The organism is Citrobacter sp. Cpo045 (assembly GCF_030332875.1).
Taxonomy (GTDB): Bacteria; Pseudomonadota; Gammaproteobacteria; order Enterobacterales; family Enterobacteriaceae; genus Citrobacter; species Citrobacter portucalensis.
The window spans coordinates 307,745-324,280 of the sequence record NZ_JAOWGZ010000103.1 but is presented as its reverse complement, the minus strand read 5'-3'; the positions used below and the strand labels follow the sequence as shown (position 1 = coordinate 324,280).

Below are 16,536 nucleotides of genomic sequence, written 5' to 3'. Positions count from 1 at the left end.
TACACCCCTACCCCCCTGAACAGGATCAGGGTATGGCGGCCAATTTTCACGCATTTGTTCTTGCAGGTACCGGAAGCGGCTGTGGTAAAACCACGGTGACGCTGGGCTTGTTGAGCTTGTTGAAAAAACGCGGTTTGCGCGTCCAACCTTGCAAAGTGGGTCCTGATTACCTTGATACCGGCTGGCATACAGCGGTATGCGGTACCGCTTCCCGCAATCTTGATAGCTTCATGCTTCCCGTCCCCACGCTGAACGCTCTATTCAACGAGCAGATGCAACATGCGGATATCGCCGTTATTGAAGGTGTGATGGGGCTGTATGACGGCTATGGTACCGATCCAAACTACTGCAGCACCGCCGCGATGGCTAAACAGTTAGGCTGTTCGGTCATCTTACTGGTTGATGGCAAAGCCGTTTCCACTTCAATCGCCGCCACGGTAATGGGTTTTCAGCATTTTGATTCCACCCTGAACATCGCCGGGGTTATTGTTAATCGGGTTAACAGCGAAACGCATTACCAGTTACTGAAAGTCGCAATCGAACGATACTGCGATGTACCCGTCTTGGGCTACGTACCCCGTATGGAGGGTGTTGCCCTTCCCGAACGTCATCTGGGTTTAGTAACCGCACGTGAGTCGGTTATCAATCAGCAACCGTGGCAGGCTTTTGCCGCGACGCTGGAGCAAACCCTTGATATCGACACGCTTCTGACATTAAGCCAGTCAACCAATCTTCCTGCTGGCGAATGGCCCGCGCTTCCTGCCGCAGACGCCGGAGCAGGGCTAACGGTTGCCATTGCCGATGACGAAGCCTTCAACTTCTACTACCCGGATAACATTACGCTGCTGGAACGTACGGGGCTTAAAGTTGTCCGTTTTAGCCCGTTGCACGACACCTGTTTACCGGACTGTCAGATGATCTGGTTAGGTGGCGGATATCCAGAGCTACACGCTGCGGCGCTGGCTCGCAATGTCTCGATGCTGAATCAACTGCGAGAGGCACATCAACGTGGCGTCGCGATTTATGCAGAGTGCGGGGGGCTGATGTATCTCGGCAGTTCGCTTGAGGACAGCAACGGCGATACCTGGCTGATGGCGGATATCATTCCCGGCCACAGCAAAATGGGGAAACGTCTGACCCGATTTGGCTACTGCGAAGCGCAGGCCGCGCAGCAAACATTGTTAGCTGCAGAAGGCGAAGTGCTGCGCGGGCATGAATTCCACTATTCCGATTTTACCCCTGAAACGCCAGCGGTGATGAACTGTCGCAAAGTGCGCGATGGTAAAACGCTGCAAGCCTGGTCCGGCGGCTGGCAGGTCGGAAACACCTTCGCCAGCTATCTACACGTTCATTTTGCTCAACGTCCGCAGATGCTTAACCATTGGCTGGCAGCCGCGAGGAGTGCGCTATGACGATCCTTGCATGGTGTGTTGCCTGGCTGCTTGATTTTATCATCGGCGATCCGCAGAACTGGCCACATCCGGTGCGCTGGATTGGCAATCTGATTTCTGCCGTGCAGCGAGTTATTCGGCGTTATTGCCATAGCGACCGTGCGCTGCGCATCGGCGGCGCGGTGATGTGGATTGTGGTGGTTGGTCTGACCTGGGCTGTGTCCTGGGGCGTGCTGGCACTGGCAGAATCTATTCATCCCTGGTTGGGGTGGGTGGTAGAGGTATGGATGATCTTTACCGTGCTGGCCGGACGCTGCCTGGCAAAGGCCGCGCAGGATGTCGAACGTCCGCTACGGGCCGGTGACCTTGCTCAGAGTCGGGAAAAACTATCGTGGATTGTGGGGCGTGATACCTCACAACTGCAACCGCAGCAGATCAATCGCGCGGTGGTGGAAACCGTGGCTGAAAACACCGTAGACGGCATTATCGCACCGTTGTTCTTTCTCCTCCTCGGCGGTGCGCCCCTGGCGATGGCCTACAAAGCGGTAAACACCCTTGACTCCATGGTGGGCTACAAACATGAAAAATACCGCGCTATTGGTATGGTCAGCGCGCGTCTGGACGATGTCGCGAACTTTATTCCTGCAAGACTGAGCTGGCTGCTGCTGGGTGTGGCGGCATTTTTATGCCATAAAGACGGCTCGCGAGCTTTACAGATTGGCTGGCGCGATCGCTACAACCACAGTAGCCCAAACTGTGCGTGGTCAGAGGCATCCGTAGCTGGGGCATTAGGCATTCGTCTGGGTGGTCCTAATGACTACTTTGGCGAGCGCGTTGAGAAACCGTGGATCGGTGATGCACAACGCGACATTTCGGTAGACGACATTTCCCATACGATTCGACTGATGTGGGTGGCATCGACGCTGGCACTGGCGCTGTTTATTGCGCTGCGGTGGCTGTGGGTCGGTGTAGCCTGAGGACAACATAATGCAATACATCCAGCAACCCCAGGCGATTGAAGCCAAAAGTTTCGACATTATTGGCGAGATCATCCGTGAAACCCGTCCGGACTATCAGTTTGCCAGTCCGTTACATGAAGCCATTATCAAGCGGGTTATTCACACGACGGCAGATTTCGACTGGCTGGACATTCTGTGGTTTTCCAGTGATGTGCTGGAGCAGTTTTGTGCGGCGCTTAGCCGTTCGAGCGTGATTTACACCGACACCACGATGGCGCTTTCCGGGATCAATAAAACGCTGCTGGCAAAATTCGGCGGTGAATGCCGCTGCTACATCAGCGACCCGCGGGTTGTGCGTACGGCAAAAGAGCAGGGTATTACCCGGTCCATGGCGGCAGTCGACATTGCGGTGAAGGAAGAGGGGGAAAAGCTGTTTGTCTTTGGCAACGCGCCGACTGCGCTGTTCCGCCTGCTTGAGCATGATGTTGCCGTCAGCGGTGTGGTGGGTGTACCGGTCGGGTTCGTTGGTGCTGAAGAGTCGAAAGATGCCCTGACCCAAAGCAATTTGCCCGCCATTGCAGCGTTAGGCCGCAAAGGGGGAAGCAATGTCGCCGCCGCTATCGTCAACGCCATGCTTTATCACATGCAGGGGGCGCGATGAGCGAGGCCTTCGATACGCCGGTGTGGCACAACGGTAAAGCGCTGCGTAAAGGGTATACCACGGGATCGTGCGCCACGGCGGCAGCAAAAGTTGCCGCGTTGATGGTATTGCGCCAACACCTCATCCATCAGGTTTCCATCGTGACGCCTTCCGGGGTGACGCTGTGCCTGAACGTGGAGTCACCGCATATCGAAGGGCAGCAGGCAATAGCGGCCATCCGCAAAGACGGTGGAGATGATGTGGACGCCACCCACGGCATGCTGATTTTTGCCCGCGTGACGTTAGACGATAGTGGCGTGATTGCCTTACAGGGCGGTGAAGGAGTCGGTACGGTAACCCGCAAGGGGATTGGCCTGCCGGTGGGCAGTTCGGCGATTAACCGTACACCTCGCCAGACCATTGAATCAGCTGTCCGCGAAGCGATTGGCCCAAATCGTGGGGCGCAGATTGAAATCTTCGCGCCAGAAGGCGAAGAACGGGCGCAAAAAACCTACAACTCTCGCCTTGGCATTCTTGGCGGCATTTCGATTATCGGCACCACGGGTATTGTCACGCCGATGTCAGAAGAGAGCTGGAAGCGTTCACTGTCGCTTGAGCTGGAAATTAAGCGGGCGGCAGGGCTGGAGCGTGTTGTACTGGTGCCGGGAAACCACGGCGAGCGTTTTGTGCGCGAGCAGATGGGTATCGACACCCAGGTTGTGGTCACCATGAGCAACTTTGTCGGTTACATGATTGAAGAAGCCGTACGTCTGGGGTTCCGGCAAATCGTGCTGGTGGGACATCCAGGCAAGCTCGTCAAAATCGCGGCGGGGATTTTCCATACCCATAGCCATATTGCCGATGCCCGCATGGAAACGCTGGTGGCTCACCTCGCGCTACTTGGCGCACCGCTGGAACTGCTGACGTTGGTCAGCGAGTGCGATACCACCGAAGCGGCGATGGAACATATCGAGGCGTACGGTTTCCAGCACATTTATGACCATCTGGCTCAGCGCATTTGTATGCGTGTCCTGCAAACGCTGCGCTTTATCAAAAATCCCCCGACCTGCGATGCCATCATGTTTTCTTTTGATAATCAGGTTCTTGGAAGTAATCGTCCGGTCGCAGAGATTGCTGAGGAGATGCAATGTTAACCGTTGTAGGGATGGGCCCCGCCGGTTTGCATTTGATGACGCCTGCGGCACGAGAAGCGGTCGCGACGGCGGATGTTCTGGTCGGTGGAAAGCGGCATTTGCAGCAATTCCCGGATTTTACCGGTGAACAGTTTGCTCTTGGCGCCAATATCCCGGAATTCCTGAGCTGGATTAGCGCGCACCAGGAGAAGCACGTTGTGGTACTGGCGTCTGGCGATCCCCTGTTTTACGGCATCGGGACGCGCATGGTGGCGCATTTTGGTATTGAGAATGTGCGGATTATTCCCGGCATTAGTGCGGTGCAGTACCTGTGCGCGCAGTCCGGTATTGATATGAACGATATGTGGCTGACCAGTAGCCATGGCCGCAGCGTCTGTTTTGATGAGTTGGCGCGACATAACAAGGTGGCGATGGTGACTGATGCGCTGTGTGGCCCGCGAGAAATCGCGCAGCAGCTCATTGCACGAGGCAAGGGGCATCGCTGGATGGTGATTGGCGAAAACCTGGCGATGGAAAACGAACAGATCCATTTCCTGCCTGTGCGTGAAGTTAACGCTGACTATGACATGAATGCAGTGGTGATCCTTGATGAAAGATGAGCTGTTTCTGCGTGGAGAGAAAGTGCCGATGACCAAAGAAGCGGTACGCGCACTTGCCCTCTCAAAACTTGAATTACACCGCGCCAGTCACCTGATTGATATTGGTGCCGGAACCGGCAGCGTGTCGATAGAGGCGGCGTTGCAATATCCCGGATTACGTGTAACGGCCATCGAACGTAACCCGGCGGCGCTCAGGTTGCTGGATGAAAACCGCCAGCATTTTGCCTGCGCAAATATCGATATTTTTCCCGGCGTTGCTCCCATGACCATCGCTGAAAAAGCCGATGCCATTTTTATGGGCGGCAGCGGAGGCCATCTGACCGAACTAATTGACTGGTCGATGCGCCAATTGCATCCCGCAGGGCGTTTGGTTATGACGTTTATCCTCCAGGAAAACCTCAACACCGCGCTGGCACATCTGGATCATCTTGGCGTACAGGGAGTGGATTGCCTGCAGCTACAGGTTTCCTCGCTTACCACGCTTGGCAATGGTCACTATTTTAAACCGAATAACCCCGTATTTGTTATCGCCTGTCAGAAGGAAGGAAACCATGTCTGAGATTTTTGATCCCCGTAGCGTGTGGTTTGTTGGCGCAGGTCCTGGCGATCGCGAGCTGATTACCCTCAAAGGTTACCGGTTGCTGCAGCAGGCGCAGGTTGTTATCTACGCCGGATCGCTGATTAACACTGAATTGCTGGAGTATTGTCCTGCCGGTGCTGAATGTCACGACAGTGCCGAACTGCATCTGGAGCAGATCCTTGATCTGATGGAGGCCGGAGTGAAAGCGGGCAAGACCGTTGTGCGCCTGCAAACCGGTGATGTCTCGTTGTACGGTTCCGTACGCGAGCAGGGTGAGGAGCTGACCAAACGCGGGATTGACTGGCAGGTGGTCCCCGGCGTCAGCGCGTTCCTCGGCGCGGCGGCGGAGCTGGGCGTGGAGTACACCGTACCTGAAGTTTCACAGAGCCTGATCATTACGCGCCTGGAAGGCCGCACCCCGGTACCAGAGCGTGAACAGCTGGAGTCTTTTGCCAGCCACCAGACATCAATGGCGATTTATCTTTCCGTCCAGCGCATTCATCGGGTGGCTGAGCGTCTGATTGAAGGCGGCTATCCGGCGACCACGCCCGTGGCGGTGATCTATAAAGCGACCTGGCCGGAAAGCCAGACCGTGCGCGGGACCCTGGCGGATATTGGCGACAAGGTTCGCGATGCGGGCATCCGTAAAACGGCCCTTATTCTGGTCGGTAATTTCCTGGGCTCGGAGTATCACTACTCCAAACTCTATGCGGCGGACTTTAGCCATGAATACCGTAAAGCCTGAGTCAATTGCGCTTTTTTGCCTGACTCCTGGCGGCGTTGTGCTGGCGAAACGTCTGGCAGCCATGCTGCCGGTTACCTGTTTTACCAGTGAAAAGCTGCTGGAGGAGGGGTTTATTCCCTTTGAAAACGGCTTTGCGAATACCGCCCGCGAAGCGTTTACGAATTACTCGGCGCTGATTTTTATCGGTGCGACCGGTATTGCGGTGCGCGTACTGGCCCCGCTGGTCAACGACAAGTTTTGCGATCCGGCGGTGGTGGTCATAGATGAACGTGCCCAGCATGTCATCAGCCTGCTCTCCGGCCACGCGGGCGGTGCCAATGCGTTGGCGCGTTATCTGGCGGGCATGTTGGGCGCTGACCCGGTTATCACTACCGCGACGGATGTGAACGATATGGCGGCACTGGATACGCTGGCATTTCAACTGAATGCCCGGATGAGTGATTTCCGTTCGGCGGTGAAGATCGTGAACCAGATGCTGGTCAGCAATAAGCGGGTTGGTTTGTGGTGGGATGACGAACTGACGCAGGATGTCAGCCATTGCGACCGGCGCGGGTTTATCACGGTTACCGATCTCAACCAGCTCCCTGAACTGGATGCGTTGGTGTGCATCACCTTACGCACCAATTTACCTGACCTGCCTGTTCCGCACTGGAAGTTGGTGCCACAGCGGGTTGTGGCCGGAATTGGCTGTCGCCGTGATACGCCGTTCCCTCTGCTGGCTGCGCTGCTTGCCCGGCAACTTGAAGCTCAACAGCTCGATCCGTTGGCGCTAAAAGCGATTGGCAGCATCACGCTGAAAAAAGATGAACAGGGACTTATCCAACTGGCTTCGTGCTGCCGCGTTCCTTTCGAAACCTTTACTGCTGACGCGCTGCGTGAGCATGAGCACCGTTTTCCAGCCTCATCGTTTGTTCGCAAAACGGTGGGTACAGGAAGCGTTTCCGGTCCTGCAGCCTGGCTGTTGAGCCACGGAAAACTGTTAGGCGAGACCCTGCGAGAACAGGGCGTCACTATCACTTTGGGAGTTTCACACTGATGTTAAGCGTAATTGGAATTGGCCCTGGCTCGCAGGCAATGATGACCATGGAAGCCGTTGAAGCACTGCAGGCAGCGGAAATCATCGTTGGCTATAAAACCTACACCCATCTGGTAAAAGCGTTCACGGGTGACAAGCAGGTGATCAAAACCGGAATGTGCAAAGAGATTGAACGCTGCCAGGCAGCGATCGAACTGGCACAGGCGGGTCACAACGTGGCGCTGATCAGTAGCGGTGACGCGGGGATTTACGGTATGGCCGGGCTGGTGCTCGAACTGGTCAGCAAGCAAAAGCTGGATGTTGAGGTCAGGCTAATACCTGGCATGACCGCTAGTATTGCCGCGGCCTCTTTGCTGGGCGCGCCGCTGATGCACGACTTCTGCCACATCAGCTTAAGCGATCTGTTAACGCCATGGCCGGTTATCGAAAAACGCATCGTTGCCGCCGGTGAGGCAGACTTTGTTATCTGTTTCTACAACCCGCGCAGTCGGGGTCGCGAAGGTCATCTGGCGCGCGCATTTGAGCTGCTTTCCGCCAGCAAAAGCGCACAAACGCCGGTGGGTATTGTGAAGTCTGCCGGACGTAAAAAGCAGGAAAAATGGTTAACCACGCTCGGTGAAATGGATTTCGAACCGGTTGATATGACCAGCCTTGTGATCGTGGGTAACAAAACAACCTATGTTCAGGACGGCCTGATGATCACGCCACGAGGTTATGTGCTGTGAATTACGGTGATGTGCTGGTCATGGGCGGTACGAGCGATGCGCGCATGCTGTGCCAGCAACTGGATGCGGCAAACGTGGCCTACACGCTGTCAGTTGCAACCCCAACAGGGAAACAACTGGCGGGAGACATCAAAGGCCAGGTGCGCTGCGGGCGTCTGGAGCGCGAACAAATGATTGCCTGGCTACAGGAAAATCGGACGCGCTGGGTGATCGATGCCTCGCATCCGTACGCCGAGGTGGTGAGCCGCAACATCATGAGCGCCTGCGAAGCGGCGGGCGTACTGCTGAGCCGCTACCAGCGTCCTGAGCAGTTGAGTGGTTTAACTCACCCGCACCTGTATACCGTACAAAGCATTCAGCAAGCCTGTGAGTTGGCGCGACGCTTCGGCGATCGTGTGCTGCTGACGACCGGCAGTAAAGATCTGGCTATCTGGCGCGAAGGGTTGCCTGAAAAAACGCTGCTGGCGCGCGTTCTGCCTGTTCCTGAGGTCATTCAGCAATGCGCGGATCTGGGATTTGGCGTCGGTGAAATCTTCGCACTGTGCGGACCGTTTAGCGCCGAGTTCAACGCTGCGTTTTATCGCCAGTGCCAGGCTGATGTGGTGATCACCAAAGCATCTGGCGCTGAAGGTGGTTATCAGGAAAAGGTTCAACCCTGTCTGGATGCCGGAATCCCCTGCATCGTGATTACACGTCCGGCACCGTTGGTGACGGGAGAAGAGTTACTGGAAAGTCAGGCCGCCTTTGGGGCGCGTTTAACGCGCTGGCTGGCCACTGCTTAAGGAGTTTGAGATGAAAAAGGCGCTTCTGGTGGTCAGCTTTGGCACCAGCTATCACGACACCTGCGAGAAAAATATTGTGGCCTGTGAGCGCGATCTCGCAGCTAGCTGCCCTGACCGCGACCTGTTCCGGGCGTTTACCTCCGGGATGATAATCCGCAAGCTCAAGCAGCGCGACGGCATTGAAATCGACACGCCGCTGCAGGCGCTGCAAAAACTGGCGGAGCAGGGGTATCAGGATGTGGCTATTCAGTCGCTGCACATTATTAATGGTGACGAATACGAAAAAATTGTCCGCGAAGTGCAAAGTATGCGTCCGCTGTTTTCACGCCTGACGCTGGGTGTACCGCTGCTGAGCAGCCATGAAGATTACGCACAGTTGATGCTGGCGCTGCAACAGCAGATGCCGGCGCTTGGCGAAAGTGAAAAAGTGGTCTTTATGGGACACGGTGCCAGCCACCATGCTTTTGCCGCCTATGCCTGTCTCGACCACATGATGACGGCGCAGCGCTTTCCGGCGCGGGTTGGGGCGGTGGAAAGCTATCCGGAAGTGGATGTGCTGATTGAAAGTTTATCTCAGGAAGGGGTGACGGCGGTGCATCTGATGCCGCTGATGTTAGTCGCTGGTGACCATGCCATCAACGATATGGCCTCCGACGAAGATGATTCCTGGAAAACGTTGTTCAATGCAGCAGGGATACCGGCTACTCCGTGGCTTAGTGGTCTGGGTGAGAACCCAGCGGTTCGCGCCATGTTCGTGGCACATTTACAGCAGGCGCTTAATGTGGCGCTGGGGGAAGCAGCATGAGCGGAAAACTGTATGCACTGAGCACCGGGCCAGGTGCTTCCGACTTGATTACCGTGCGTGCCGCACGCACGCTGGGCGCGCTGGATATTCTCTATGCGCCTGCCGGGCGTAAAGGCGGTGACAGTCTGGCATTGTCGATTGTACGTGAGTATATCGGTGAACAGACCGAAGTCCGCTGCTGCCATTTTCCTATGAGTGCCGATAGCGCTGAAAAAGAGGCCGTCTGGGATGAAGTTGCTGCCGCGCTGGTTCAGGAAGTCGAGGCCGGTAAGCAGGTGGGGTTTATCACTCTCGGCGATGCGATGCTGTTCAGCACCTGGGTCTTTTTACTTCAGCGTATTGGTTGTCCTGAATGGCTGGAAATCGTTCCTGGCGTCACGTCTTTCGCCGCGATTGCCGCGCGTTCCAAAACGCCGCTCGCTATGGAGCAGCAGTCACTGGCGGTGGTCTCCTGTACCGCACCGGAAGCGGAAATCCAGCAGGCATTAAAACAGCATGACAGTCTGGTGTTGATGAAAGTGTACGGTCGTTTTGCGCGTATTAAAGCGCTGCTACAACAAGAGGGTTTGTTGGATTGTGCATTAATGATGTCTGAAGCCACGCTGCCAGGTGAACAGTGCTGGCGTCATCTCGATGAGGTGAGCGACGATCAGCCGCTGCCTTATTTCTCGACCATTCTGGTCAATAAACAGTGGGAGTATGCACAATGAAGCTTGAACAACAGCTAAAACAGCTGTCTTTCAGCGGGTTGGCTGCGGCGCTATTACTGATGATTGTTCCTGAACAAGCGTTCGCCATGCACATTATGGAAGGTTTCTTGCCGCCGATGTGGGCGCTGGCCTGGTGGCTGCTGTTTTTACCCTGCCTGTGGTACGGACTGGTACGTCTGCGCCAAATTGTGCAGGAGGATAACCACCAGAAGGTTTTGCTGGCCCTGTGTGGCGCTTTTATTTTTGTGCTGTCGGCGCTGAAAATTCCTTCCGTTACCGGAAGCTGCTCACATCCTACCGGTGTAGGCCTGGCGGTTATCCTGTTTGGACCGGGCGTGGTAGCCATCCTTGGGGCGATTGTCCTGCTGTTCCAGGCTCTGCTGCTGGCACACGGTGGTTTAACAACGCTCGGCGCGAACGGCATGTCGATGGCGGTAATTGGCCCGGTAGTGGGTTACATGGTGTGGAAAATGGCCTGCCGCGCAGGGCTGCGTCGTGATGTCTGCGTCTTCCTGTGTGCGATGCTGGCGGATCTCGTCACCTATTTCGTGACTTCTGTACAGCTGGGCGTTGCGTTCCCGGATCCCTCTGCTGGCGCTACCGGCTCAATCATTAAGTTCATGGGGATTTTCTGCCTGACGCAGATCCCAATTGCGATTGCGGAAGGGTTACTTACCGTGCTGATTTACGATCAGCTAACCAAACGCCAGTTGATAACCGCACAAGGGCATTAACGATGAAAAAGACGCTGATTATATTGGGCATGGTAGTGGCGCTGGTGATCCTGCCGTTCTTTATCAACCACGGTGGGGAGTACGGCGGTTCAGATGGTGAGGCAGAAAGCCAGATTCAGGCTATTGCCCCGCATTATGAGCCCTGGTTCCAACCGTTGTATGAACCCGCAAGCGGTGAAATTGAAAGTCTGCTGTTTACACTCCAGGGATCGCTGGGCGCAGCTGTGATTTTCTATATCCTGGGTTACACCAAGGGTAGGCAACGCCGTGATGACCGGGCTTGACAGGCTTAGCTATCAAAGCCGTTGGGTTCATGTCTCGCCGGTGCGGAAATTTCTGCTCTGGCTGGTGATGATGATTCTGGCGTTTACCCTGCCCCCATTGGGGCAGGGTATTGAGCTTTTACTTATTGCCGCGCTGAGCTGCTGGCTGCTGCGTATTTCCTTCTGGCGCTGGTGCCGTTGGATGGCATTACCGTTTGGTTTTCTCACGGTTGGCGTGGTGACCATTTTGTTTAGCATCAGCCGCGATCCACAGACGCTGTTGGCCAGCATACCTGTGGGAAGTTACTGGTTGGGGATCAGTGCACTAGGTGTGGTAACCGCCAATGAAACCTTCTGGCGCAGCCTTGCCGCGCTGGCGGCAACTTTCTGGCTGGTGCTGAATCTGCCGTTTCCGCAATTAATTATCTTACTCAAACGCGCGCATGTTCCTCGCCTGCTAACTGAGCAGATCCTGCTGACCTGGCGGTTTATTTTTATTCTGTTAGACGAGGCGCTGGCTATTCATCGCGCACAAACGCTGCGTTTTGGTTATCGTAGCTTACCGTTGGGCTACCGCTCTCTGGCAATGCTGGTGGGATTGCTGTTTACCCGTGTGTTGATCCGCTACCAGCAAATGACCACCACACTGGATATCAAACTGTATCAGGGTGATTTTCACCTGTAAGGAAAAGTATGCTTGCCACCTCAGCGCTTTGGTTTCGCTATCAGGATGACCCGATCCTCAAAGGGCTAACGCTGGATTTTTCGACGCATGCCGTCACCGGACTGGTAGGCGCTAATGGCTGCGGGAAATCCACGCTGTTCATGAACCTGAGCGGTTTACTGCGCCCACAGCAAGGCGCGGTGATGTGGCAGGGCAAACCGCTGGATTACAGCAAGCGCGGCCTGCTGGCGCTGCGTCAACAGGTGGCAACGGTATTTCAGGACCCCGATCAGCAAATCTTTTATACCGATATCGACAGCGATATCGCTTTTAGCCTGCGCAATCTTGGGGTGGATGAAGCTGAAATCGCTCGCCGCGTGGAAGATGCGCTTACGCTGGTCGACGCCCAGCATTTTCGCCATCAGCCCATTCAGTGTTTAAGCCATGGGCAAAAAAAACGCGTAGCGATTGCCGGGGCGTTGGTGTTGCAGGCGCAGTATCTGCTGCTGGATGAACCTACTGCGGGCCTCGACCCGTCAGGCCGCACGCAGATGATTGAGATAATCAAACGCATCGTTGCGCAAGGAAACCACGTCGTAATTTCCAGCCATGATATCGATCTTATCTATGAAGTCAGCGATGCGGTGTACGTTTTACGCCGGGGCGAAGTACTCACGCACGGCACGCCAGGCGACGTTTTCGCCCGTACGGATCTTATTGAACACGCGGGATTAACTCAGCCCTGGCTGGTGAAGTTGCATACAGAGTTGGGCTTCCCGCTGTGTAAAACAGAGGCTGAATTTTTTAGCTGTATGCGAGAGAACGCACTGAAGGAGGCGTCATGACGCAGGCAATAATGTTGCAGGGAACGGCATCTGATGTGGGTAAAAGCGTATTGGTCGCCGGGCTGTGTCGTATTTTTTATCAGGATGGACTGCATACCGCGCCGTTCAAATCGCAGAACATGGCGCTGAACTCTGGCATTACGCCAGAGGGAAAAGAAATGGGCCGCGCGCAAATTTTTCAGGCCGAAGCCGCAGGCATTACGCCAGATGTGCGTATGAACCCGGTGTTGCTTAAACCGACCAGCGATCGAAAAGCGCAGGTAGTGCTGATGGGTAAAGTGGCAACCGATATGGACGCGGTGAGTTACCACGAGTACAAGCCACGTCTGCGGGAACAGATCCTGTCAGTTTATAACAGCCTGGCGCAGGAGTTCGATGTGCTGGTGCTGGAAGGAGCGGGGAGCCCGGCAGAGATTAACCTGCGCGATCGCGATATCGTCAATATGGGTATGGCCGAGATGGCGCAGTGCCCTGTCGTTTTGGTGGCGGATATCGATCGTGGCGGGGTGTTCGCCTCCATTTACGGCACGCTGGCGCTGCTGCACGATCACGAACGCGCACGGGTAAAAGGGGTGATCATCAACAAGTTTCGCGGTGATGTGACGCTGCTGCACTCCGGTATCGAGCAAATTGAAGCGCTGACCGGCGTTCCGGTACTGGGCGTGATGCCATGGCTGGATGTTGATCTGGAAGATGAAGACGGCGTTGCGCTGCAAAAGGGTAAGTATTTGCGCACTGACAAACGCGACATCGATATCGCCGTTGTTCAAATACCGCACATTTCTAACTTTACTGATTTCAATGCGCTTGCTGCGCAGCCGGATGTGCGCGTGCGCTATGTTCGCCAGCCTGAAGAGCTGGCGGGGGCCGATCTGGTGATTTTGCCGGGCAGCAAAAATACCCTTGGCGATCTGGTATGGCTGCGTGAAAGCGGGATGGCGCATGGCGTCGTGCAATTACATCGTAATAACGTACCGGTGGTTGGGATTTGTGGCGGCTATCAAATGCTCGGCGACACCATCATTGATGAAGTAGAGTCGGGCCTCGGTACGCTGCCGGGTCTGGGCTTACTCAATACAGTCACCCATTTTGCCCAGCACAAAACCACGACCCTGGTTGAGGGACAAATGTCTTCATCGCTGCCTGACTGGCTGGCCGGCACAGCGGGGTTATCCGTTCGCGGTTATGAAATTCATATGGGCGAAACAGCATTAACTGATGAATGCCGGTCGGTGATGACGCTGCACAAAGACGGCGGCAGCGTTGTTGACGGCGCGGTTACTCCGGATGGTCTGGCGTTCGGCACTTATCTTCACGGTCTTTTCGACAGCGATGATTTCACCCGTGCGTTGGTCAATGGCCTGCGAGAACGTAAAGGGTTAGCTCCGCTGGATTCCACCTTCCATTACGCGCAATATAAATCGCAGCAGTTTGATCTGCTGGCGGATGCGATGCGGCAACACATCGATATTGAAAAAATTTATACCATCATGCAGCAACACCGGGAGCCAGTATGATGATTCTGGTTACTGGTGGCGCGCGAAGCGGTAAGAGTCGGCATGCGGAAGCGCTGATCGCTGATTCCCCAAACGTTTTGTATATCGCGACTTCGCAGATTTTTGATGAGGAGATGGCTGCGCGAATTCAGCATCATCGCGATGGACGTCCTGCGCACTGGCGGACAGCCGAACGTTGGCAACATCTTGATGAACTGATCACGGACATGAACGATCCTCAGGAAGCTATTCTGCTGGAATGCATCACCACGATGGTGACCAACTTGCTGTTTGCGCTGGGCGGTGAAAGCGATCCGGACAGCTGGGATTACGCGGCGATGGAGCAGTCTATCGAAGGTGAAATCCGTTCGCTGATCGCAGCCTGTCAACGCTGCCCGGCAAAGATCGTGTTGGTCACTAACGAAGTGGGTATGGGGATTGTGCCGGAGAATCGTCTGGCGCGGCATTTTCGTGATATTGCAGGACGCGTGAACCAGCGACTGGCGGCGGCAGCGGATGAGGTCTGGCTGGTGGTATCAGGAATTGGAGTCAAAATTAAATGAGTAAGTTGTTCTGGGCAATGCTCTCTTTTATCAGTCGCTTGCCCGTTCCTGCTCGCTGGTCGCAAGGACTGGATTTCGAGCACTATTCCCGCGGTATTGTAATGTTTCCCCTGATTGGCGTCGTGTTGGGAGGGCTGACGGGGCTGGTCTTTATGGCGCTCCAGCCCTGGTGCGGTATTCCGTTGGCGGCCCTTTTCGCGGTGTTGACACTGGCATTGCTGACCGGGGGATTTCATCTGGATGGTCTGGCGGATACCTGTGACGGCATTTTTTCGGCGCGCCGACGCGAGCGGATGCTGGAAATCATGCGCGACAGTCGTCTGGGCACCCACGGTGGACTGGCGTTAATTTTCGTTTTACTGGCGAAGGTACTGGTGGTGAGTGAACTGGCTTTGCGTGGCACGCCAATGCTGGCCGCGCTGGCAGCTGCATGTGTCGCCGGGCGAGGAACGGCGGTGTTGCTGATGTATCGGCATCGCTATGCCCGCGAAGAAGGGCTGGGCAACGTTTTTATTGGCAAAGTCACCGGGCGTCAAACCTGCGTTACGTTGGGATTAGCGGCGATCCTTGCCGCCGTGCTACTTCCCGGCATGCGCGGCGTGGCAGCGCTGGTTGTCACAATAGTGGCGATTTTTATTCTTGGGCAGTTATTAAAACGCACGTTGGGTGGGCAAACCGGCGATACGCTGGGCGCTGCCATTGAACTTGGCGAGTTGATTTTCTTGCTGGCTCTGCTCTGAGTCAGCCCACATACTGGAACCCTTATGCAGACTTTAATCTCTTTACTCCGCACGATACCATCACCCGACAGTGCCGCGATGCTGCGTGCACAGCAGCATATTGACGGCTTGCTTAAGCCGCCGGGAAGTTTAGGGCGACTCGAATCTCTCGCCGTACAATTGGCCGGGATGCCTGGCCTGAAGGGTGTGCCGCATGTGAATGGCAAAGCGATGCTGGTGATGTGCGCCGATCACGGCGTGTGGGATGAAGGGGTTGCCGTTTCGCCTAAAGTTGTTACGGCTATACAGGCTGCCAATATGACGCGTGGAACGACCGGTGTCTGCGTCCTGGCCGCTCAGGCTGGGGCGAAGGTTCATGTGATAGATGTTGGGATTGATGCTGAACCTATTCCCGGTGTGGTGAATATGCGTGTGGCACGCGGCTGCGGCAATATAGCCGAAGGCCCGGCAATGAGCCGTTCGCAGGCCGAGGAGCTGTTGCTGGAAGTCATCCGCTATACCCATGAACTGGCAAAAGACGGTGTAACGCTGTTTGGCGTCGGGGAGCTTGGTATGGCAAATACTACACCTGCGGCGGCCATTGTTAGCGTTCTGACCGGCAGTGATGCTGAGGAAGTCGTGGGTATTGGCGCTAACCTTCCTCTTTCTCGGGTGGGGAATAAGGTAGACGTTGTGCGCCGGGCAATTGCCGTCAATCAACCGGATCGCCATGACGGTGTCGATGTGCTGGCTAAGGTTGGCGGGTTTGATCTTGTCGGTATGGCGGGGGTGATGCTGGGGGCGGCCTCCTGTGGCCTGCCGGTCGTGCTGGATGGTTTTCTTTCGTATTCTGCTGCTCTGGCGGCCAGCCAGATTGCACCGCAGATTAAACCCTACCTAATCCCGTCACACTTTTCCGCTGAGAAGGGCGCCCGCACCGCGCTGGCGCATCTTGAATTGGATCCTTATCTGAATATGGGGATGCGTTTAGGTGAAGGTAGCGGGGCCGCGTTGGCGATGCCGATTGTTGAAGCTGCCTGTGCGATGTATAAAAATATGGGGCAGCTCGCCGCCAGTAACATCGTGCTTCCAGATGGTAAGGAAGCGTAGTTACCGTTCAACCTGA

The 16,536-nt window shown here is 55.5% G+C and carries 20 protein-coding genes; all 20 read left to right on the top strand.

Translation table 11 applies throughout. The features are described 5' to 3' along the window. Positions 1 to 32 precede the first annotated feature (32 nt). From OGY13_RS17615 to cobT, 20 genes are read left to right on the top strand one after another with little or no spacing between them, the layout of a single operon-like run. Positions 33 to 1,412 (top strand): cobyrinic acid a,c-diamide synthase CobB, encoded by a 1,380-nt coding sequence (locus OGY13_RS17615; RefSeq protein WP_213752326.1) that lies wholly within the window; start codon positions 33 to 35, stop codon positions 1,410 to 1,412. Next, the gene (gene cbiB, locus OGY13_RS17610) at positions 1,409 to 2,368 is read left to right on the top strand and encodes an adenosylcobinamide-phosphate synthase CbiB (RefSeq protein WP_213752325.1); all 960 of its coding nucleotides are present in this window, start codon (positions 1,409 to 1,411) and stop codon (positions 2,366 to 2,368) included. Before OGY13_RS17615 ends, cbiB begins: the two co-directional genes overlap by 4 nt. A 10-nt stretch (positions 2,369 to 2,378) precedes the next feature. Next, complete coding sequence (locus OGY13_RS17605) at positions 2,379 to 3,011, top strand: cobalt-precorrin-8 methylmutase (protein ID WP_008785140.1); 633 nt, start codon at positions 2,379 to 2,381, stop codon at positions 3,009 to 3,011. Next, entirely contained in the window at positions 3,008 to 4,144 is a 1,137-nt protein-coding gene (cbiD, locus tag OGY13_RS17600; RefSeq protein ID WP_213752324.1) for a cobalt-precorrin-5B (C(1))-methyltransferase CbiD, read from the top strand. The genes OGY13_RS17605 and cbiD overlap by 4 nt, the downstream gene beginning before the upstream one ends. Continuing rightward, positions 4,138 to 4,743: a cobalt-precorrin-7 (C(5))-methyltransferase gene (locus tag OGY13_RS17595; RefSeq protein WP_213752323.1), complete on the top strand. Its 606-nt coding sequence runs from the start codon at positions 4,138 to 4,140 to the stop codon at positions 4,741 to 4,743. Before cbiD ends, OGY13_RS17595 begins: the two co-directional genes overlap by 7 nt. After that, on the top strand, positions 4,733 to 5,302 hold the full coding sequence (locus OGY13_RS17590; protein ID WP_008785138.1) for a decarboxylating cobalt-precorrin-6B (C(15))-methyltransferase: 570 nt from the start codon (positions 4,733 to 4,735) through the stop codon (positions 5,300 to 5,302). The genes OGY13_RS17595 and OGY13_RS17590 overlap by 11 nt, the downstream gene beginning before the upstream one ends. Next, a complete protein-coding gene (locus OGY13_RS17585) occupies positions 5,295 to 6,068 on the top strand; it encodes a cobalt-precorrin-4 methyltransferase (RefSeq protein WP_003030275.1) in 774 nt (257 codons plus the stop codon). Before OGY13_RS17590 ends, OGY13_RS17585 begins: the two co-directional genes overlap by 8 nt. Then, positions 6,049 to 7,104, top strand: a complete 1,056-nt coding sequence (cbiG, locus tag OGY13_RS17580; RefSeq protein WP_003834107.1) for a cobalt-precorrin 5A hydrolase — start codon at positions 6,049 to 6,051, stop codon at positions 7,102 to 7,104. Before OGY13_RS17585 ends, cbiG begins: the two co-directional genes overlap by 20 nt. Next, positions 7,104 to 7,829, top strand: a complete 726-nt coding sequence (locus OGY13_RS17575; protein ID WP_003030278.1) for a precorrin-3B C(17)-methyltransferase — start codon at positions 7,104 to 7,106, stop codon at positions 7,827 to 7,829. Before cbiG ends, OGY13_RS17575 begins: the two co-directional genes overlap by 1 nt. Beyond that, entirely contained in the window at positions 7,826 to 8,611 is a 786-nt protein-coding gene (locus tag OGY13_RS17570; protein WP_008785136.1) for a cobalt-precorrin-6A reductase, read from the top strand. Before OGY13_RS17575 ends, OGY13_RS17570 begins: the two co-directional genes overlap by 4 nt. A 10-nt stretch (positions 8,612 to 8,621) precedes the next feature. Beyond that, the gene (cbiK, locus tag OGY13_RS17565) at positions 8,622 to 9,416 is read left to right on the top strand and encodes a sirohydrochlorin cobaltochelatase (protein WP_213752322.1); all 795 of its coding nucleotides are present in this window, start codon (positions 8,622 to 8,624) and stop codon (positions 9,414 to 9,416) included. Then, entirely contained in the window at positions 9,413 to 10,126 is a 714-nt protein-coding gene (locus OGY13_RS17560) for a cobalt-factor II C(20)-methyltransferase (RefSeq protein WP_100272195.1), read from the top strand. The genes cbiK and OGY13_RS17560 overlap by 4 nt, the downstream gene beginning before the upstream one ends. Next, positions 10,123 to 10,860: a cobalt ECF transporter S component CbiM gene (gene cbiM, locus OGY13_RS17555; protein ID WP_003834098.1), complete on the top strand. Its 738-nt coding sequence runs from the start codon at positions 10,123 to 10,125 to the stop codon at positions 10,858 to 10,860. Before OGY13_RS17560 ends, cbiM begins: the two co-directional genes overlap by 4 nt. A 2-nt stretch (positions 10,861 to 10,862) precedes the next feature. Next, complete coding sequence (locus OGY13_RS17550; RefSeq protein ID WP_003030289.1) at positions 10,863 to 11,144, top strand: energy-coupling factor ABC transporter substrate-binding protein; 282 nt, start codon at positions 10,863 to 10,865, stop codon at positions 11,142 to 11,144. Then, positions 11,131 to 11,808, top strand: coding sequence for an energy-coupling factor ABC transporter transmembrane protein (locus OGY13_RS17545; RefSeq protein WP_213752330.1), 678 nt, complete (start codon positions 11,131 to 11,133; stop codon positions 11,806 to 11,808). The genes OGY13_RS17550 and OGY13_RS17545 overlap by 14 nt, the downstream gene beginning before the upstream one ends. 8 nt (positions 11,809 to 11,816) lie before the next feature. Then, complete coding sequence (locus OGY13_RS17540) at positions 11,817 to 12,632, top strand: energy-coupling factor ABC transporter ATP-binding protein (RefSeq protein WP_057067534.1); 816 nt, start codon at positions 11,817 to 11,819, stop codon at positions 12,630 to 12,632. Further along, a complete protein-coding gene (locus tag OGY13_RS17535; RefSeq protein WP_125363422.1) occupies positions 12,629 to 14,149 on the top strand; it encodes a cobyric acid synthase in 1,521 nt (506 codons plus the stop codon). The genes OGY13_RS17540 and OGY13_RS17535 overlap by 4 nt, the downstream gene beginning before the upstream one ends. Further along, the gene (cobU, locus tag OGY13_RS17530) at positions 14,146 to 14,691 is read left to right on the top strand and encodes a bifunctional adenosylcobinamide kinase/adenosylcobinamide-phosphate guanylyltransferase (protein ID WP_003834083.1); all 546 of its coding nucleotides are present in this window, start codon (positions 14,146 to 14,148) and stop codon (positions 14,689 to 14,691) included. Before OGY13_RS17535 ends, cobU begins: the two co-directional genes overlap by 4 nt. Further along, positions 14,688 to 15,431, top strand: coding sequence for an adenosylcobinamide-GDP ribazoletransferase (gene cobS, locus OGY13_RS17525; protein ID WP_003834082.1), 744 nt, complete (start codon positions 14,688 to 14,690; stop codon positions 15,429 to 15,431). Before cobU ends, cobS begins: the two co-directional genes overlap by 4 nt. Before the next feature lie 24 nt (positions 15,432 to 15,455). Then, complete coding sequence (gene cobT, locus OGY13_RS17520) at positions 15,456 to 16,520, top strand: nicotinate-nucleotide--dimethylbenzimidazole phosphoribosyltransferase (RefSeq protein ID WP_213752321.1); 1,065 nt, start codon at positions 15,456 to 15,458, stop codon at positions 16,518 to 16,520. Positions 16,521 to 16,536: the final 16 nt, after the last annotated feature.

Bases quoted from the DNA above. Each gene is read 5' to 3' on its own strand.
- OGY13_RS17545 (WP_213752330.1), top strand. From the start codon at position 11,131: ATGACCGGGCTTGACAGGCTTAGCTATCAAAGCCGTTGGGTTCATGTC.
- cbiG (WP_003834107.1), top strand. From the start codon at position 6,049: ATGAATACCGTAAAGCCTGAGTCAATTGCGCTTTTTTGCCTGACTCCT.
- OGY13_RS17575 (WP_003030278.1), top strand. From the start codon at position 7,104: ATGTTAAGCGTAATTGGAATTGGCCCTGGCTCGCAGGCAATGATGACC.
- OGY13_RS17550 (WP_003030289.1), top strand. From the start codon at position 10,863: ATGAAAAAGACGCTGATTATATTGGGCATGGTAGTGGCGCTGGTGATC.
- cobT (WP_213752321.1), top strand. From the start codon at position 15,456: ATGCAGACTTTAATCTCTTTACTCCGCACGATACCATCACCCGACAGT.
- OGY13_RS17615 (WP_213752326.1), top strand. From the start codon at position 33: ATGGCGGCCAATTTTCACGCATTTGTTCTTGCAGGTACCGGAAGCGGC.
- cobU (WP_003834083.1), top strand. From the start codon at position 14,146: ATGATGATTCTGGTTACTGGTGGCGCGCGAAGCGGTAAGAGTCGGCAT.
- cbiD (WP_213752324.1), top strand. From the start codon at position 3,008: ATGAGCGAGGCCTTCGATACGCCGGTGTGGCACAACGGTAAAGCGCTG.
- OGY13_RS17585 (WP_003030275.1), top strand. From the start codon at position 5,295: ATGTCTGAGATTTTTGATCCCCGTAGCGTGTGGTTTGTTGGCGCAGGT.
- OGY13_RS17540 (WP_057067534.1), top strand. From the start codon at position 11,817: ATGCTTGCCACCTCAGCGCTTTGGTTTCGCTATCAGGATGACCCGATC.
- cbiK (WP_213752322.1), top strand. From the start codon at position 8,622: ATGAAAAAGGCGCTTCTGGTGGTCAGCTTTGGCACCAGCTATCACGAC.
- OGY13_RS17590 (WP_008785138.1), top strand. From the start codon at position 4,733: ATGAAAGATGAGCTGTTTCTGCGTGGAGAGAAAGTGCCGATGACCAAA.
- OGY13_RS17535 (WP_125363422.1), top strand. From the start codon at position 12,629: ATGACGCAGGCAATAATGTTGCAGGGAACGGCATCTGATGTGGGTAAA.
- OGY13_RS17605 (WP_008785140.1), top strand. From the start codon at position 2,379: ATGCAATACATCCAGCAACCCCAGGCGATTGAAGCCAAAAGTTTCGAC.
- cbiB (WP_213752325.1), top strand. From the start codon at position 1,409: ATGACGATCCTTGCATGGTGTGTTGCCTGGCTGCTTGATTTTATCATC.
- OGY13_RS17595 (WP_213752323.1), top strand. From the start codon at position 4,138: ATGTTAACCGTTGTAGGGATGGGCCCCGCCGGTTTGCATTTGATGACG.
- OGY13_RS17560 (WP_100272195.1), top strand. From the start codon at position 9,413: ATGAGCGGAAAACTGTATGCACTGAGCACCGGGCCAGGTGCTTCCGAC.
- cbiM (WP_003834098.1), top strand. From the start codon at position 10,123: ATGAAGCTTGAACAACAGCTAAAACAGCTGTCTTTCAGCGGGTTGGCT.
- cobS (WP_003834082.1), top strand. From the start codon at position 14,688: ATGAGTAAGTTGTTCTGGGCAATGCTCTCTTTTATCAGTCGCTTGCCC.